Annotated in this window: 16 protein-coding genes; all 16 read right to left on the bottom strand. The window is 48.6% G+C overall.

The genetic code is table 11. From position 1 onward, the window contains the following. Positions 1-100 (bottom strand): Maff2 family mobile element protein (locus ACTO17_RS18435; protein WP_482558524.1); only part of this gene is annotated, 100 nt, incomplete at its 3' end. Between the two features lie 236 nt (positions 101-336). Further along, positions 337-2,184, bottom strand: coding sequence for a VirD4-like conjugal transfer protein, CD1115 family (locus tag ACTO17_RS18430; protein ID WP_482558968.1), 1,848 nt, complete (start codon positions 2,182-2,184; stop codon positions 337-339). Then, positions 2,181-2,651, bottom strand: a complete 471-nt coding sequence (locus ACTO17_RS18425) for a PcfB family protein (protein ID WP_482558967.1) — start codon at positions 2,649-2,651, stop codon at positions 2,181-2,183. Before ACTO17_RS18425 ends, ACTO17_RS18430 begins: the two co-directional genes overlap by 4 nt. Before the next feature lie 51 nt (positions 2,652-2,702). Next, on the bottom strand, positions 2,703-3,503 hold the full coding sequence (locus ACTO17_RS18420) for a hypothetical protein (RefSeq protein ID WP_482558966.1): 801 nt from the start codon (positions 3,501-3,503) through the stop codon (positions 2,703-2,705). Between the two features lie 6 nt (positions 3,504-3,509). Continuing rightward, positions 3,510-4,607, bottom strand: a complete 1,098-nt coding sequence (locus ACTO17_RS18415) for a DUF3846 domain-containing protein (protein WP_482558969.1) — start codon at positions 4,605-4,607, stop codon at positions 3,510-3,512. A 2-nt stretch (positions 4,608-4,609) separates the two neighbouring features. After that, positions 4,610-5,440, bottom strand: a complete 831-nt coding sequence (locus ACTO17_RS18410; protein ID WP_482558965.1) for a hypothetical protein — start codon at positions 5,438-5,440, stop codon at positions 4,610-4,612. Positions 5,441-5,456: 16 nt separating this feature from the next. Further along, complete coding sequence (locus tag ACTO17_RS18405) at positions 5,457-7,481, bottom strand: LPD1 domain-containing protein (RefSeq protein WP_482558964.1); 2,025 nt, start codon at positions 7,479-7,481, stop codon at positions 5,457-5,459. A gap of 30 nt (positions 7,482-7,511) precedes the next feature. After that, the gene (locus ACTO17_RS18400) at positions 7,512-8,426 is read right to left on the bottom strand and encodes a hypothetical protein (RefSeq protein WP_482558963.1); all 915 of its coding nucleotides are present in this window, start codon (positions 8,424-8,426) and stop codon (positions 7,512-7,514) included. Then, positions 8,427-8,711, bottom strand: coding sequence for a helix-turn-helix domain-containing protein (locus ACTO17_RS18395; protein ID WP_219715570.1), 285 nt, complete (start codon positions 8,709-8,711; stop codon positions 8,427-8,429). It lies immediately after the preceding gene. 16 nt (positions 8,712-8,727) lie between these two features. Next, positions 8,728-9,711, bottom strand: coding sequence for a toprim domain-containing protein (locus ACTO17_RS18390; RefSeq protein ID WP_482558962.1), 984 nt, complete (start codon positions 9,709-9,711; stop codon positions 8,728-8,730). A gap of 72 nt (positions 9,712-9,783) precedes the next feature. Further along, a complete protein-coding gene (locus ACTO17_RS18385; RefSeq protein ID WP_482558961.1) occupies positions 9,784-10,656 on the bottom strand; it encodes a DUF6017 domain-containing protein in 873 nt (290 codons plus the stop codon). A gap of 30 nt (positions 10,657-10,686) precedes the next feature. After that, positions 10,687-11,208, bottom strand: coding sequence for a DUF5720 family protein (locus ACTO17_RS18380; RefSeq protein ID WP_270270471.1), 522 nt, complete (start codon positions 11,206-11,208; stop codon positions 10,687-10,689). Between the two features lie 88 nt (positions 11,209-11,296). Further along, complete coding sequence (locus ACTO17_RS18375) at positions 11,297-11,968, bottom strand: MAE_28990/MAE_18760 family HEPN-like nuclease (protein ID WP_482558960.1); 672 nt, start codon at positions 11,966-11,968, stop codon at positions 11,297-11,299. A gap of 4 nt (positions 11,969-11,972) precedes the next feature. After that, a complete protein-coding gene (locus tag ACTO17_RS18370; protein WP_482558959.1) occupies positions 11,973-13,019 on the bottom strand; it encodes a DUF262 domain-containing protein in 1,047 nt (348 codons plus the stop codon). After that, entirely contained in the window at positions 13,006-14,064 is a 1,059-nt protein-coding gene (locus ACTO17_RS18365) for a DNA cytosine methyltransferase (protein ID WP_482558958.1), read from the bottom strand. Before ACTO17_RS18365 ends, ACTO17_RS18370 begins: the two co-directional genes overlap by 14 nt. Further along, the gene (locus ACTO17_RS18360; protein ID WP_482558957.1) at positions 14,064-14,303 is read right to left on the bottom strand and encodes a helix-turn-helix domain-containing protein; all 240 of its coding nucleotides are present in this window, start codon (positions 14,301-14,303) and stop codon (positions 14,064-14,066) included. Before ACTO17_RS18360 ends, ACTO17_RS18365 begins: the two co-directional genes overlap by 1 nt. Between the last annotated feature and the right edge of the window lie 485 nt (positions 14,304-14,788).

Raw genomic sequence — 14,788 nt, 5'->3', positions numbered from 1 at the left:
AACCTTCCAGAAGGTTGATGACGCCCCATGCGCCGAGGCCGGCGCCCAGAGCTATAACCAGGATTTTCAGGGTATCAATCGCACTTGCAAAAAAAGCCATATAGTTCCTCCTTTAATTTAAGAAATATTGTTTTTGTGGTGTGGCCGTTTCAGGCCGGAAACGAAAAAACGCCCCTGTGCTTCAAGAAAATTTACATAAAGCACAGGGGCGGCATAGTCCAGGGCGTACCTGGAAAGTATTCAGTTGTCAGGGGAGGGGCACGAATCCTCAATAAAACCTCCTTCCGGTGAAAAGAAAAAGCCCGCCAAAGCCAGAAACTTTAACAGGCAGCTACATTATCCTACAGCCGGAGCCTCCAAATCCTCCGCTGTGACCTCATAATTGCGGTACAGCTCGCCAGGACGCATCGGCATTTTTGTGGATAAAAATTTCTCAATGTCAAAAGCGTTCTTAGGGGCATAATCCGACAGATATTTATAGTTCGGGTGTCTGGTAATATCGTACTTCCGGGAGAGGAAAGGCCGGACGCCCCTGATCTGCAGGAGGCATTTCCCGCCGTCCATCACGGCCAGCTCGTCCACCGACATCAAATCCTTTCCCAATTTCTGAAAGTTCTGGCCGTGGGATTCCTGGGTGCCCTTCGTGACGCTGGTGTTATACATGTCGATGGTCTCTTTCCCCAGCAGGGAGTTCCAGCTTTTTAAGGTGGTTTCTTCCTTGCCTCCCAGGAAAAGGGAAGCGTCACAGTTGCCGATGATTGTGTCCATGTTGTCCTTATAAAGCGCCTTTAACTGGCTCTGCGCCTGAAGGACCAGACAGGCCGAAATCTCCCTGGAACGGATCGTTGCCATCAGCTTTTCCAGGTTTGGAATCTGCCCGATATTGGCGGCCTCGTCGATCAGGCACCGCACATGTACCGGCAGCCTGCCGCCGTACTTGTCATCGGCACGCTCACACAGCAGGTTGAACAACTGCGTATAGGCCATGCTGACAAGGAAATTGAAGGTCGCGTCCGTATCGCTGATAATAAAAAACAGCGCCGTTTTCCTGTCTCCAACCAGATCAAGCTCCAGCTCGTCGTACATAGTGATCTCCCGGACTTCCTTAATGTCGAAGGGGGCAAGTCTGGCACCGCAGGAAATAAGGATAGATTTTGCTGTCTTGCCCGCCGCAAGTTTGTATTTCTTATACTGCCGGAGGGCGAAGTGATCCGGGTCTTTCTGTTCCAGTGCGTCAAAGAGAAGGTCAACGGCATTTTTGAAACTTTCGTCATCCTCCCGGACCTCCATAGCGTTTATCATTTCTACCAGAGTGGAAAAATTCTGCTCGTTTGTGGGGGCCTCATAATAGATATAGCCAATCAACGCCGTGTAAAGCAAGGTTTCGGCCTTGACCCAGAAATCGTCACCTGATTTTCCTTCCCCTTTGGTATTTGCGATCAGCACCGTTACCAGTTTCAGAATATCTTTCTCATTGTGAATGTAGGCAAAAGGGTTGTAGTGCATACTTTTTGAGAAATTGATCGTATTGAACACCTTGATTTTATAAGGCTCATATACGATTTTTCCATTCTTTCCCCGGACCGGATTGCCGTCCTTGTCCAGTTTTGGATTGCCGTGGCTTAACAGCTTTCCCACCTCAATCAAGACCGTACCTTTCGGATCGGTAACGACATAACTTGAGTGCATCTGCATAAGATTGGGCTTTATAAAAAATCTCGTCTTGCCAGAGCCGGAACCACCGACTACCAGCACATTCTTATTGCGGGCATGAGCAGGATTCTTCGGCCTGCCGGACATCATAAGCCCCTCGGTCTGCGTCAGGATAATGTTGTTTTCCGGTTTCGGGTCCATAAAAGGGGCAATGTCTGTTTTGTTGCCCCAACGGGCCGATCCGTATTCCACATTTTTGCGGTATTTTTTTGCGTCCTTTCCTCTGAGATAGACAGCCAGCCGCACAATCACTGCACCGCATAATCCCACCAGCCAGTCCAGCGCCGCACCCGGCCACATACTCTGAAACGCCAGAGTAAATCCTTCGGAAAGCCCAAGCAGCTTTTGTGAGGCATCCGCTCCGGGGGCAAGACGCACCGCCTCGCCCAGCTTCGCAAATACCAGAAGGAACAAAAGATAGGGCAGGTGAAGGATCACCTGCTTTTTGAGAGCATCGGTATCTATCTTCATCGTTCCGGCCCTCCATGCTCCTTGTTTTTCACCCGGTCACGACCAAGTGCCTGCGCCAGCTCCTTGAACTTATGAAGCTGCGAAAGAAGCGACGGCCTGGTGCTGCGGGTAAGGTCCTTTCTCGTATATTCCTTAAAAGCTGCTGTCAGAGCATCCGCCTGGTTTGCCTTGAAATAGACCGTCCACTTCGGGGGATCGGTCCCCAGCTCTTTTTCAATATGGTAGCGGACCTGGTGTTTCCTGGCGTACCGCTCAAAAGAGCGGATTCTGCCGGACACTTCAATGGTATTGGCTCCTGGGTCTTTATAGGTCAGCCGTTTCATGCTGTTTCTGCCGACTTTCGGGGTAGTGCGTTCCTGCTCCATTTTCCTGAGCACGGCGGCAATCGCAGAACGCAGCACCCGCCCGGACAGCTTTGCCGCCTGAATGGAGACCGATACGGTCCGCTGTTCCAATTCTTCCTGCATGTGCATCCTCCTTCCTGATAGAATCTGTAACTATAAATAGGAAATAACTGTTTAACGGGCGTCCCCGATCACCTGCTGGCGCGGGGCGTGCTCAAAGGCTTTTGCTGCCTGGTCCACCTGGATTTTCGCGTGTTTCAAAAGCGTCTTAATGATGGTCGCCGGGTGGCTCTGTTCCTCTAAATGCGTCACCATATCCTTACAGCCCTCCGGGAGATATTCAGCCATATCCTTACAGGCATCGTCCAGATCGCCCGTGAAGCCCCAGCAGCTATCCGTAAGCTCGCCGTTTTTATAAAGCTCAAAGCCGTAGCACTCGCCCCGCAGGTAGGAATCATAAGCGGCCACTTCGCTGCGCATCAGATCCTCCGCCTTTTTCCGAAGGGCGCCGGTCATTTTTTCGCCGCCAAATTCCTTTAGCGCATCCTCCTTGGAAACATAAATCCACCCGACCTGCCCGCTGTCCCAGGGATCATTGAAACTTGTGGTCTGCATGGCAAGGCCGCTATGATCCATCAGATAAAGGGGCAGCGTAATGTATTTTTCGGAGATCACCTTCAGCATGGCGTCATCAACCGCCCGTTCCTCCGTCTTTGGCCCGCGTCGGAACCGGCTGCTCACAATGTTCACCATATGTTCATAGCGTTTCAGACCCGCTTCATCATGCCCCACAGTATCTAAATACATCTCCCGCAGGAAATCATCTTTATCCATGTAATTGTGGCTGTCACCCAGCGCATAGCGGGGATGGAAGCAGGCCATTGTCCCAAAATGTTCGTCTACCTCACGGGGAGAGATTAACATATCGTCCGGCTGCACCATCAGCGCATAGGGTCCCTCTACTGCCATCAGCATAGGCTATCAGCTCCTTTCCGGCTCTCTGGCCTTTTTATCCGGCGCTTTCGGCTCTGCCTGTGCTGCCTGTTTCTTTGCATTGCCAAGCTGTTCCCGTACCGATACATCCCGTTTCGCCTCCGGCGCCCCTGTGCCGAAGAAATCCGGCAGTTCCTGAAAGCCAATACTGTCCACGTACCAAGCGGCATCCGCGCCATTCCCATGCAGGACTACCACATCAGAAACGGAAAGGGAATGACCCTTAAAATCTTCCGGGTGGCCGATATTGAACCGCCTGTAAATATCCTCCAGTGTCTCGCCCGGTTCCCGCTGCCCTGCATAGACCATCCGGTAATGATCCCGGTCCACGGAAAGCCCTTTGCGTTCCAACCAGTCCAGGGACATAAAACGGAGGTTGTCTGCATTGTCTGATAAGCCAAGCTGGTAAATGGAATAAGTGCTGATCCCGTACTCTTTCTCATAGGAAGAAATACGCGCTAAAAGCGGCGCTGTTTCTCCCTCCATGTGTTCCTCACGCTCAAATGCCGCCAGCCCCATTCGGATTTTTCCGGTATCTCCTGAAAGCAGCTCGTCCGCCATGCGCTCTTTCTCTGCATGGGAATCCGGGTACAGGCCTGCATAGGCCCCGCTGTTCTGCCTGAAAAATTCATCCAGATCAAAGGCCAAATCCGTGGTGTCGTCAAGCCTTATGTCATCCCCGTCCGGTTCCTCCATGACAGGGGCCGGCTGCTGCTTTTCCTCCGGCGGGAGGGGCTGCTTCACCGCAACGATCTCACCCGCCAGCCGGTAAAATTTTTCCGGATATTTGAACTGTTCCTTATACTGATCCATAAAGTAATCGGGAAGGTTGGTAAAACTTTCCTCACCGAGACCGGCCATGAAAAAGGTGCCCGCCATGATCTCGATCATTTCGCCGTCCTCATTATAAATTGCCCTGTTCAGGGGCAGCCCGTTTATTTTCCCTTCATCATTGCAGACAATCGCGACAGGCTCCGCATAAGGGTAGTAGCCCTCTATGCCTCCCCCGACTGCCTTCTGCATGGATTCAAGGCTTCCGTCAAGCTCGGCCTCATAAGGTGCTTTCCCAGGCTCTATCATCAACACTTTCAAATCTGCATATCCTCCTTCTTTTTATTTGCCGCACCGGGAGCAGCAGGTGTTTTCTCCTGCGTTTTGGCCGCAGACAGCTTTCCCAGCACGGAAGGTTTCTCCGGCTTTTCAGGTATAGAAATACCGCCCTCCGAAACTTCGGTGGCGGTGCGGTCTGGTTTTGCCGGTTCCTGACCCTCCACCGTGTACCCCGGCAGGAGCGTTCCATACACGGTAAAATGGTGCTCATACTGTTTTGGTATCTGCGGGGAAATTTCCGTGAATAAATGGGAGTAGGCTTTTTTCCGGCCTTCCAGATACTTTTCAGCGGCGGCCTTGTCCGTGTAGCGTTTCTGATTCTGCCCGGCAATCTTTTCGCCATAACCCTGCTTTGGGGAGTTCACATAGACATCCCAGGTCACATACCAGGCAACCAGTACGCTCTGTTTGGTTTCCCGGTCATATTTGGTATCTTCCCAAATACCACAACTCATGCGGTAGACACGGTTGCTGATTTCTTCGTCATTCCGCCAGTTGTCGGTTTTGCGCCATTCATTTGCGGTATGCGTCACCTCCGGGGTTCGCAGGTAAGAAAGCGCCCGGTTGATCATCTGCGTGGCGGCTGCCTGCTTTTCCCATTGCTTTGCCGCCGCGACCACAATTTCATAGGCTTTCTGTTCACCGTCGATACTTCCCTGGCGCATGGCCTCCAGATTTTCGGCGCCCATTGTAATTAGGGAGGAAATATCCACATCTTCACAAGAAACACTGTGCTCGATTTTCAGCTCTGCACCTGGTTCCAAATGATCGCCGTACCGGTAAGCACGGTAATCTTTATTTTCTTCCAAAATCTTTCACACCTCCTTAAATCTCCGGCACACGGCTCTTTTTCGGGGCCGCCTGTGCCGGGGTAGTTTTTTCTGCCGGCTTCGCCGCTGCAAGCTGCGCCATGACCGAAGGCCGCTCTGCCGTAAATATGGAAATCTGCTCATTCTCCGCTAATGGCTGCGCCGGAAGGGGCAGCGTCACATCCGAATGGGTAAGTATCTGCTCCCGTTTCAGGTCTGCCACAATTTCGTCAAATACCGCGTTGATAGCCCGCCGTTCCTCACCTTCAGGATAGGCTTTCAAAACCTCCATTTTTCCGTCTTTATCGGAAACAAAGGTAACGGCACAATCCGCATGACCCGCCAGATAATCCGATTGATAGGGCAGCTTATCTTTGATATAACAGGCAAAGGCCCTGGCGGTCATTTCCACGTTACTGTCCCAATAGCCGCCGTCCTTTTCACATTCCTTGCCCATGCGCACGGAGTTCCGGTAAAAATCGGTCTCCACACGTCCGATCTGCGGGGCCTCCTGTGCCTGCATCCCGGACAGCATGTGCTCGAATAATTCCAGCCTTTCCCGCTCACTTTTGGGGATCACCCGCCCGGTGACAGACTTCTTAAAGGCACTGATCTGTTCCACGGAGCCGGCCTCGCCGGACAGAAACGCCTCCCTGAGAACCGCGTAAGTTTCCATCTGTTCCTCATTGCCATGCCGTTTCAGAGAACCGAGCACCGCAGAATCCAGCCAGCTTGCCGCATTTTTCCGGGTGCGCTCCGTCTGTGCTTCGGTGCGTTTCGCCGCCTGCTCCGGTGTCTCCGGCTTATATTTCATGGTATCAACCAGCTTTTGGAACGGGGCATAGAGGCGGGGCTGTTCCGAGAGCATCCCCTTTGCACCCATTTTCGTACCCAGATAATCGTCCAATCCGTGCCACCATTCATGGGCCAGGGAACCGGCTCCGTGCATCTTCGTGAGATTGATAACCTTGCGCAACGGTTCATAATGGGCCGCCGCATTGCCGCTGCCCCTGGCGCCAAAAGCGATAGCAAGCGTTCCCTGGTAGGCAATATCTTTGTCGCTGACCTGTAGGGCTGCCGCCAAATCTTTGAGCGCTTCAAAACCCATGTTGAGGGAAGCCTGCCGGTCATTCTGGTTCATCCAGTTCCCAAACTCACCGCCGCGAAATCCGAAAGTATCAAGGTAGTGCTGACCGGTGATCTCTGCGCCGTTTCTGTAATCCGGCCCGGTTCGCCGCACAGCGATAAGCTGTGGAGGCACAAACCGCGTCTTTCCGCTTTTGCTGCGGCCTTTTGCCAGCTCCTGCACCCATTTCAGGGCAGCCTCCCGCGTTTCAAAATTAGTCTGTAAGATGGAATATCCCTTCGTCACATACCAGGTATCAGGTTTCCAGTCATTATTTTTGGAATAGATATTCTTCCCGTCGTTGAAATGGATCGCATAACCTTTCGGCACCTTCTGGTCTTTGGAAACGCCAAACTGCTCCTTCTGCGCTTTCTGTGTAAAGTTCCGCTCAAAATATCCTGCCGAACGGACCATCAGGGCATTGGACAGCTTGTTTGTAATGGCCGGGTTCTCACGCCCCTTCTCCGTTGCCTGGTAATGGGTGCCGCTGCCCCAGCCCTGCACCTGTTCCAGATACCCGTTTTCCACAAAGAAACGGTCATAGACCTGCATGGCGTCCTCCACGGTGCGGACTTCCGAAATCACGCTCTGCAGCTCCCGTACCGTCTGGATATATTCTTTCTGCCTTGCAAGGCGTTTCTCCGGCGTGTCGTCCCTGCGGTAATACTGCGGGGAGGCATTCAGCCCGTCCCGCGCCTTTTTGATGAAATACACCACGCCAAGGGGAATCCCATCATCAAGCATGGCCTGATAATCCGGTTTCTTCCAGATATTATCTTTTTTTACGAATTTCTCGGCTTCGCGGTCATTCATGGCGTCCAGGTCATTCACATAGAGCCCCCGGTCTTTCCATAAGTCTTTTTTCGCGCCGCCGATCTTTTCCCCGAAATCTTCATGCTGTATGTTATCTGCCAATCCTTATCACCTCCAGTCTGTCATAAAAAGTCACCGCTCCGGGGAAGGGCGGCGTTCCTGTGATTTATCAAGCTGCGGGCGTATTCCCATGAGCCGGTCCGTTTCCCTGCGTACCAGCCGGTCAAGCGCTCCCAGGTCCTCCGGGGTAACGGCAAACTCCCGGTAATGCTCATACCAGAGGCCCGCCCGGACAGCCGCAATAGGCGCAATCTTTTCCGCCCCTCCGGGAAGAAGGCGGTAGACCAAAGCCCCGTCAAGAAGCAACTGCTTCGCCGTTCCCAGGGGTATGCGGTACATATCCATATCGGGATTCTGGGCGGCCTCCATATATTCCACATTCAGAAGTTCCTCCAAATCCTGGGGCATATAGGAGAATGCCTGCCCCCTCCACTGGCTGAACCTGTCCAGATAGAAGTGCTGCCATTCTGTCACCTGCTCTGGCGCATAGAGGTAGCTCCAGTTTTTCAGGGCATCCTTTTCGCACAGCTCCATTGCCTCCCATTTTTCAATGCCTGCCTCCGCCTTCGTGCCGTCCCGGTATTCCATGCTGACGCCGTAAGGGTAGAGGGTATTTCTTTCTATGTCCTGCCGCAGCGTGTCAAGGTCCGTCATCAGGACATCCCCGTACAGCCGTCCGTCCTCCTTACGCTCCGTGTGGAACAGAAAAGCCCTGGCGGCGGGGTATTCTGTCATGGCGGCCATCCGGTAAAGCTCCGCCGAAGGACAGTAGGCAAGCAGCGCATCAGCAAGCCATATGTGGTTTTTTCCCATGATAGCGATAGAATCCGGCCCGGTGTTGGTTGCCAGTGAGCGCAGGTTGAATTCACTTTCCCGCAGGAAATCCCCGGCCAGGATATGGAGCTCATAGGCAAATACACCTAAATCTGTATCACGGACTAAGTGAATCTGCGGAAGCGCATCATCTTTCATAGTGACCGGTGCCATTTATAGATTCCTCCCATCTGCCGGCGGCTGCCCTCCGGCAATCTTGCCGACGATCTCCGGCCCGGTCTCGTAAATCTGCATGAGCCGCTTTGCTGTTCCGCATGGCTGCGCTGCACCGCTGGTCCAGAGCCGGACCGTGGAAGGGGCGACGTTCATCAGAAGCGCAAAGCCTTTCTCGTTCATATCCAGTTTTTCCATCAGGGCCTTAACCATGTCGGGGCCATAGTCCGGACACCGGGCAGCTTCAGCAATCATCTGTAAAGCGGTGTTCTCTGTGTTCATCATTTCTAAAATCCTCCTGTCAAATTGAAATAGCCGCCTGTTTCTGGCGGCATTGTTGTTGATGGTCTTTCATTTTCTCCGTAACATGGAGCAGCATTTCGTTGTAGTCCTTTCCTATACGGGGCGGGTTGATCCCCACCCGGATATGTTTGAACCGCTGATCTTCATGGAGCATTGCCTTGATCCTCCTGGCATTTTTAAGGCCGCCAAGGTCATTGTCCATGTAGAGGCTGACGCGCCGGATTTCCGGGTGGCGTTTCAAAAATGCAGTCAGCGCCACATGGGAAGTGCCGCCCAAAGACAGCCGGTAGCCGTCCCATTTCCAGCCTTCCAATTCCTGCAGCGTGGCATGGGAGAGGGCGTCAATGGGTGCCTCAAAGACCGCCACATGGCGGCTGCCCGGATTCCTCGGTGGATAGCAGAAGCTATATTCCTTGTCGCTGCCGTAAACATCTTTTCTGAGATTGCCGGTAATGCTCCGCATACAGGCAAACTTCGCTTTGCCGGCTTCATCCTTTCCCACAAACACACAGACCGGCTCGCCATGATACCGTGCCTCATAGAACAGCCCTTTCCGGAAACACCGGCCAATCACATCAGAGCTGATCCCGCGCCGCTGTAAATAGGAAACAGCAGAGGTAGCACACCGTCTGGCCCAGGGGAGAGAAAAAGGTTTCTTCTCCGGTTCTTTCTGCACATGGGCTTTTTCTGTTGCACTCCGATAGGCCGGTGCCTGCTGGATTTCTCCGCCTACCAGCGTATGGACCGCATCCACCAGCCCATAGCCCCGAATCTGGATCAGATAATCCAGGGCGTTGATACTCCGGCCCTGGCTGTTCCAGTACCAGTACCTTTTCCCGGTCACATAGACCAGGCTGTCATGTTCCTTGTGCCGGTAATTGGGCCCGTCCCGTTTCAGTACCCCAGGCTCATGGAACTGCAGGTATGCGAACAGGTCCGCCTCCCGCGCCGCCTGAATCTGTTCTTTGGTTACGCCGGGCATCGTGCCGGCACAGTATTTCTTTTCATCGTGCCCCGCCTCCTTTCCGTGATGAAAAAAGACGCCACAAGGCGCCTAACAGCCGTACAGGTCATGGTTGACCTCGGCACGGTAATAACTGTCCATTGTTGCTGGGGCATTATACAGCGCCGCCAGCAAATATGCCTTGATATTTCCGACTTTTGTAGTGTTCTTGTCAATACAGTCAAAGACATACTCCAAGTGGCCGGAATTGATCTTCAGGAAACGGCTCTTTACCACCTCCCTGGGGAAATCATCCCCGGCGATACGGATATATGGCCGTTTAGATAAAACCACTTCAAGCATAAGCTCCACAGTCTCGTCTAAGCGTTCCTTCCCATACCGGGAGACCATACAGTCATACTCGATATTTTCTTTCAGGATTTCACGATAAGCGTCTATCAGCTCTATCCGATCCATCCCATCCGGGCGGCCTGCCGCCTCCGGCTCTGCCGGATAGATTGATTGATGGGTTCTTGATATATCCGTTTTTGATTTTTTAGTTCTTTGTGGATTAGTATTTAATTGTGCGGGATTTTCCTGTCCAGGTCCGGCCTGTTCAGGTTTTGCCTGTCCTGGATTTACCTGTCTTGGATTTTCCCGTTTAGGTGAATACTCCTGTTTTTCGGCATTTACAGGCTTTTCATGGATGGTATATTCAATATCTCCGAGCTGCCCGTTCTCATAGCGGAGGCGCTGCCTGGTGAGATACCCGTGCCGCTCCAGCTCCTTCAGGGCGGTAGTGATCGAATCCACACCGTCCTTACAGATATGGGCGAGCCCCTTTGTGGTATAGTCCCAATCTTCCGGCAGCGACAGCATGAGGGAGAGAAGCCCCTTTGCCTTTAAGGACAGTTCCATATTGCGCAGATGATGGTTGCACATGATCGTGAAGTCCTTCGTTTTTTCTACCCGGAATACAGCCATTTCACAGCCTCCTTTCTCCGGTTATTTCCGTTACAAGGCGCGGTCCCTGCGGTCATAGTGGAGGTGTCCGCCTGAAACCTTCGCATGGTTTTTCAGTTTGACTTCGCCCCTTTCCTGGCTGTCTAAGAATTTCTGATAGCCGGCATCCGTAAGGAATAGGCGCATCTTATCGCCCTTATCACCGACAGGGGAATCATACGACAGCACATCAAAGACGATCATGTGACGTACCTCCGGGTCGAAGCGTTCCAGCGCCATGATGTCGTGCCCCTTCAATTTCTCTGCGCCGGATTGCTGCCTGGCCTCGGCAATCTTTTCCCCAATCGTCCGGGGTGGGTAGGGCAAACGGTAATTCTTCTGAATATCCCGCACAATGTCCATGCACTCGGCATCCGTCAGGATGCGCAGCTTTGCCATCAGGTTTTCCGCTGCCCTTCGCTGTTCGGGATTCTTTGTGTATCTGGCAGTCATGTAAAGCTCGTTCAGGACTTTGGATTGATAGTCACCCTCAACCTGAAACAGCAGCCGTTTTTCCATTTCGTTTAATTCCATGTGAATCTCCTTTCTCTTGAAAATGAGTATAAAAAATAGGCATTCAATATCGAATGCCTTTGAATGCCTACTTTGAAAAATATTGTTATTAAGTTGTCGGAAGTTTGTATAGCTTTTGGTCGTAATAATTTTTCATTCCGTCCAAGATTCCCGTCAAAAACAGTATTACTTCATCTTTGATATTTTCTAAATCACTAATGGTTAAATCTCTTGCACAATCGCTGAATGAAACATCTCCATGTGCCAAGCTATTCCGTTCCCTTTTAACACGTTCTAAAGATTCTCCTGGAGTTGCAAGACGATAGCGTATTCTATGTTTATCGCAAATGTTTTTAATTTTTTTTGCATTTAGGTTACCGCTAATTCCCAAAGCGTCTTTTGAAAGAATAATCGGTGCATTAGTCGTAATATCTCGAATAATTTCTTGAACGCGATTTTCATAGGCAACTCGTTCTGTGGCAGGTCCATATATTTCGTTTATTTTATATTTCGACCAAATATCTTGAATCTCACGGATTACTTGATTATAAGAACAATTGTCGTTTTTCAAATCTTCGTAAATTTCCATCATTCCACTAACGATGCATGCCTCGACCAAATTATATAACATTAGCAAAAAATTAGATTTCATAATCTTATAGAAGCGTGTATTGTCAACGGTCTGTATATTAGGATTCCCATTATCAATTTCAACCATAACAGAAAAATAAAATTCAATTTCTTGCTTTCTGTCGGCAAAAATGCTCAGTGTGTTTTGCATAACTTTATCCTTTTAATAATTGATCTCTCACATATTCAACACGCAATTTCAATTTTCCTTCATTATTGCTGGCATCTGAGGTCGTGTATTCTTTAAATTCATCAGAATCAAGCCAGTCAACATTGCTTATTCTTAAATCTGGTTTTTCTCTTAATGCTAATGCAACGCCAACAGAAATTGCTTCAAAACGAACACGAGGAGTTGCTTTCGCTTTTTCAGTCTTAGCAAAGCCAAAAGGAAAGTTTTCTTTTACAAAAGAAACCATACGTTGAAAATCTGCGTAAAAAGTATCTTCATCAAAATCCACTAGATTATTAATGAGATATTCGTCTAAAAATTCATTAACGGTGTGTCCAAAGTTCTCATAGTTATTTAAATAGGCAAAGAAACGGAGAACAAATTCAAATCGTTCATGTCTCTTAACTCTATCTTCACTCATAGGGCAGAGCGCAACAAATGTCTCATCTTTAGAACATTTTTCAATAAAGTCAGTAAATGGACCAGGATAAGAGCCACGCCGTACTTCTGAATCATTAGCTTTCATTCCAGTTGTATTAATTCGATAGAAGAGATCCTGTCTGGCTACAGTAGGTGTATCTTCCTCCAAAACAATGATCCTTAAGGTTTTATTCAGAAATTTACGTTGCTGAGCATCAGATAAGTCTTTAAAATAAAATCCATTAAGTTTGGTTAACTTTTTTAAGCCGCTAAGTTGCAGTTTGTTATTGTGGAACTCGACAAGAGTCTGCATGCGTTGAGCACCATCAATTACCTCTTGTTTACCATTATCACAGTCTGCGAAAAACATAAACGGAATGGGTAAACCAAGAAAGATTGATTCCAAAAAAAGAGTTTTATTTTTAGTTTGCCATACAAAGTTTCTTTGATATGGCGGGATAAAAAAGTCTTTCTTTTTAAATTTTGCAATCAAAAGTTCTATGGTAAAATCTTTTGTGTCATAATCAATTTGTTTCTGCATTTCTTTGATTTGCAGATCAGCAGCTTGTTTTTCATCCGTAGAAATAATATGTTCTTTTTTAGTTCGCGGCATTTTCCTCTACCTCCTGTAAATGTTGTTGAATGCTGATCCCTATAGCTCGCCCCAATTCAACAGGAACGGCATTTCCTATGTGTATTCCTATTTCGCGTCGGTTTGATGGATGATCGTTGTCAATAAAAACATAATCTGGGGGAAAAGATTGCAAAATAGCTCCTTCTCTTAATGACAAAGCTCTATCTTGCTCAGGATGCCCAAATCGTCCATTTCCGTATCCATAAAACTGTGTTGTTATAGTTGGAGAAGGTTCATCCCAGGACATCCTTCCATATACAGAAGGATATGTTTTTCCACTTTCTTTTTTATGGCATTCTAATTGTAGCTCTTCATCCCAATCGCGCCATGTACCCCCAGGAGTAGATTGTCTTATTCTTTTCAAGTTAGTGGGTGAAAGCCGACAAGCACGATGAAGCAAATCATTGGCATCTTGTTCTCCATCTTTTAATGCAGACAAATTTCCTATGGCTTGACGTACCGTTGGATAATGTTCGGAATCATACAACGGAGGAATTAGTTTTATTTCTCCTAAGCGAGAAGCCAATAAAACCAGTCTTTTTCGATTTTGAGGAACGCCGTATTCCGGACAATATACAATTTTCCAGTCAACACAATAATTCAATTCTTTCAGAGTAGATACAAAATCGGTAAAGACTTTTTCACTCTCTAATTCTGGTACATTCTCCATAGAAATTAGTTCAGGGTTTACTTCCTGAACTAACCTTGCAAAAGAATATAATAATTTCCACTTATCATCAGTTGGTCCATCTTTTCGATAGCGATTAGTATATTTAGAAAATGGTTGGCAAGGTGCACATCCGACAAGTATTCGGGTAGTGTTATCAGGATATAATGCCTCTAATTGTTCTCCTTTTAACGAAGTAATATCACAATTTATGAATTGCGCATTATTATTCTTTTCATAAGCAAAACGGCAAGAATCGTCAATATCTATACCAGCTTGCACAGTTATACCCGACAGAGATAATCCTTTTGTTAAGCCACCAATTCCACAGAATAAATCTATTGCGGTAGAAGGCACTAAACCTCACCTCCCTTTTGATTGGAATTTTCTTGATCAATAAAAAGTAAATACGTGTCTATTTGTAATGCGTCAGCAATTTTTTGTATATTGTCTAAAGAGATACTTCGTTTTCCACATTCTATTGCACTAATGTATGTCCTATGCAATCCTGCCTTTTCTGCAAAATGTTCTTGAGAAAGACCTAATTGCATACGATATGCTTTTACATTTTTTGAGAATACCTTAATTACATCCACGCTAAATTCACCCTCTTTCAGTATAACCGAGTGAATACAATAAGTCAACATACAATAAGTCACAAAAGACCGTATTTGCGTCTTGCAGATATAATTGGGTTTGCTAATTTCTTGCTAATTGGACGATGCAGAATTAGCAAGAAGGACGTTGTACGGGCAAGCACTCCTTAACAGGTAGAACGCTCGAAAAAGCCCGTGGTTGCAAGGTTTCTGGCGTATTGGAAGTCACGCATCCGTATGACGTACAAGGTGGTATGCCATACTCCTAAGCGGTAGGCCGGAGGTTCGAATCCTCTTAGCGACGTATAAGAAATACCGAGAACACTGGGGTTGCCAAAGTTCTCGGTATTTTACTATATCTGAGTTTGCTAATCAAAATAGCGGTTCTGCTAATTGTCCGAAAAATTTTGCTGAAAATCTTGCTAATTGAAAAGGCGAGAGTTTTTAGTTCAAGACTATAACTTTGTCACATGTTCGAGCTGTTG

It is taken from the genome of Petralouisia sp. (assembly GCF_056822245.1).
The sequence above is the reverse complement of the archived record's forward strand: the minus strand, read 5'-3'. Positions and strand labels throughout refer to the sequence as shown.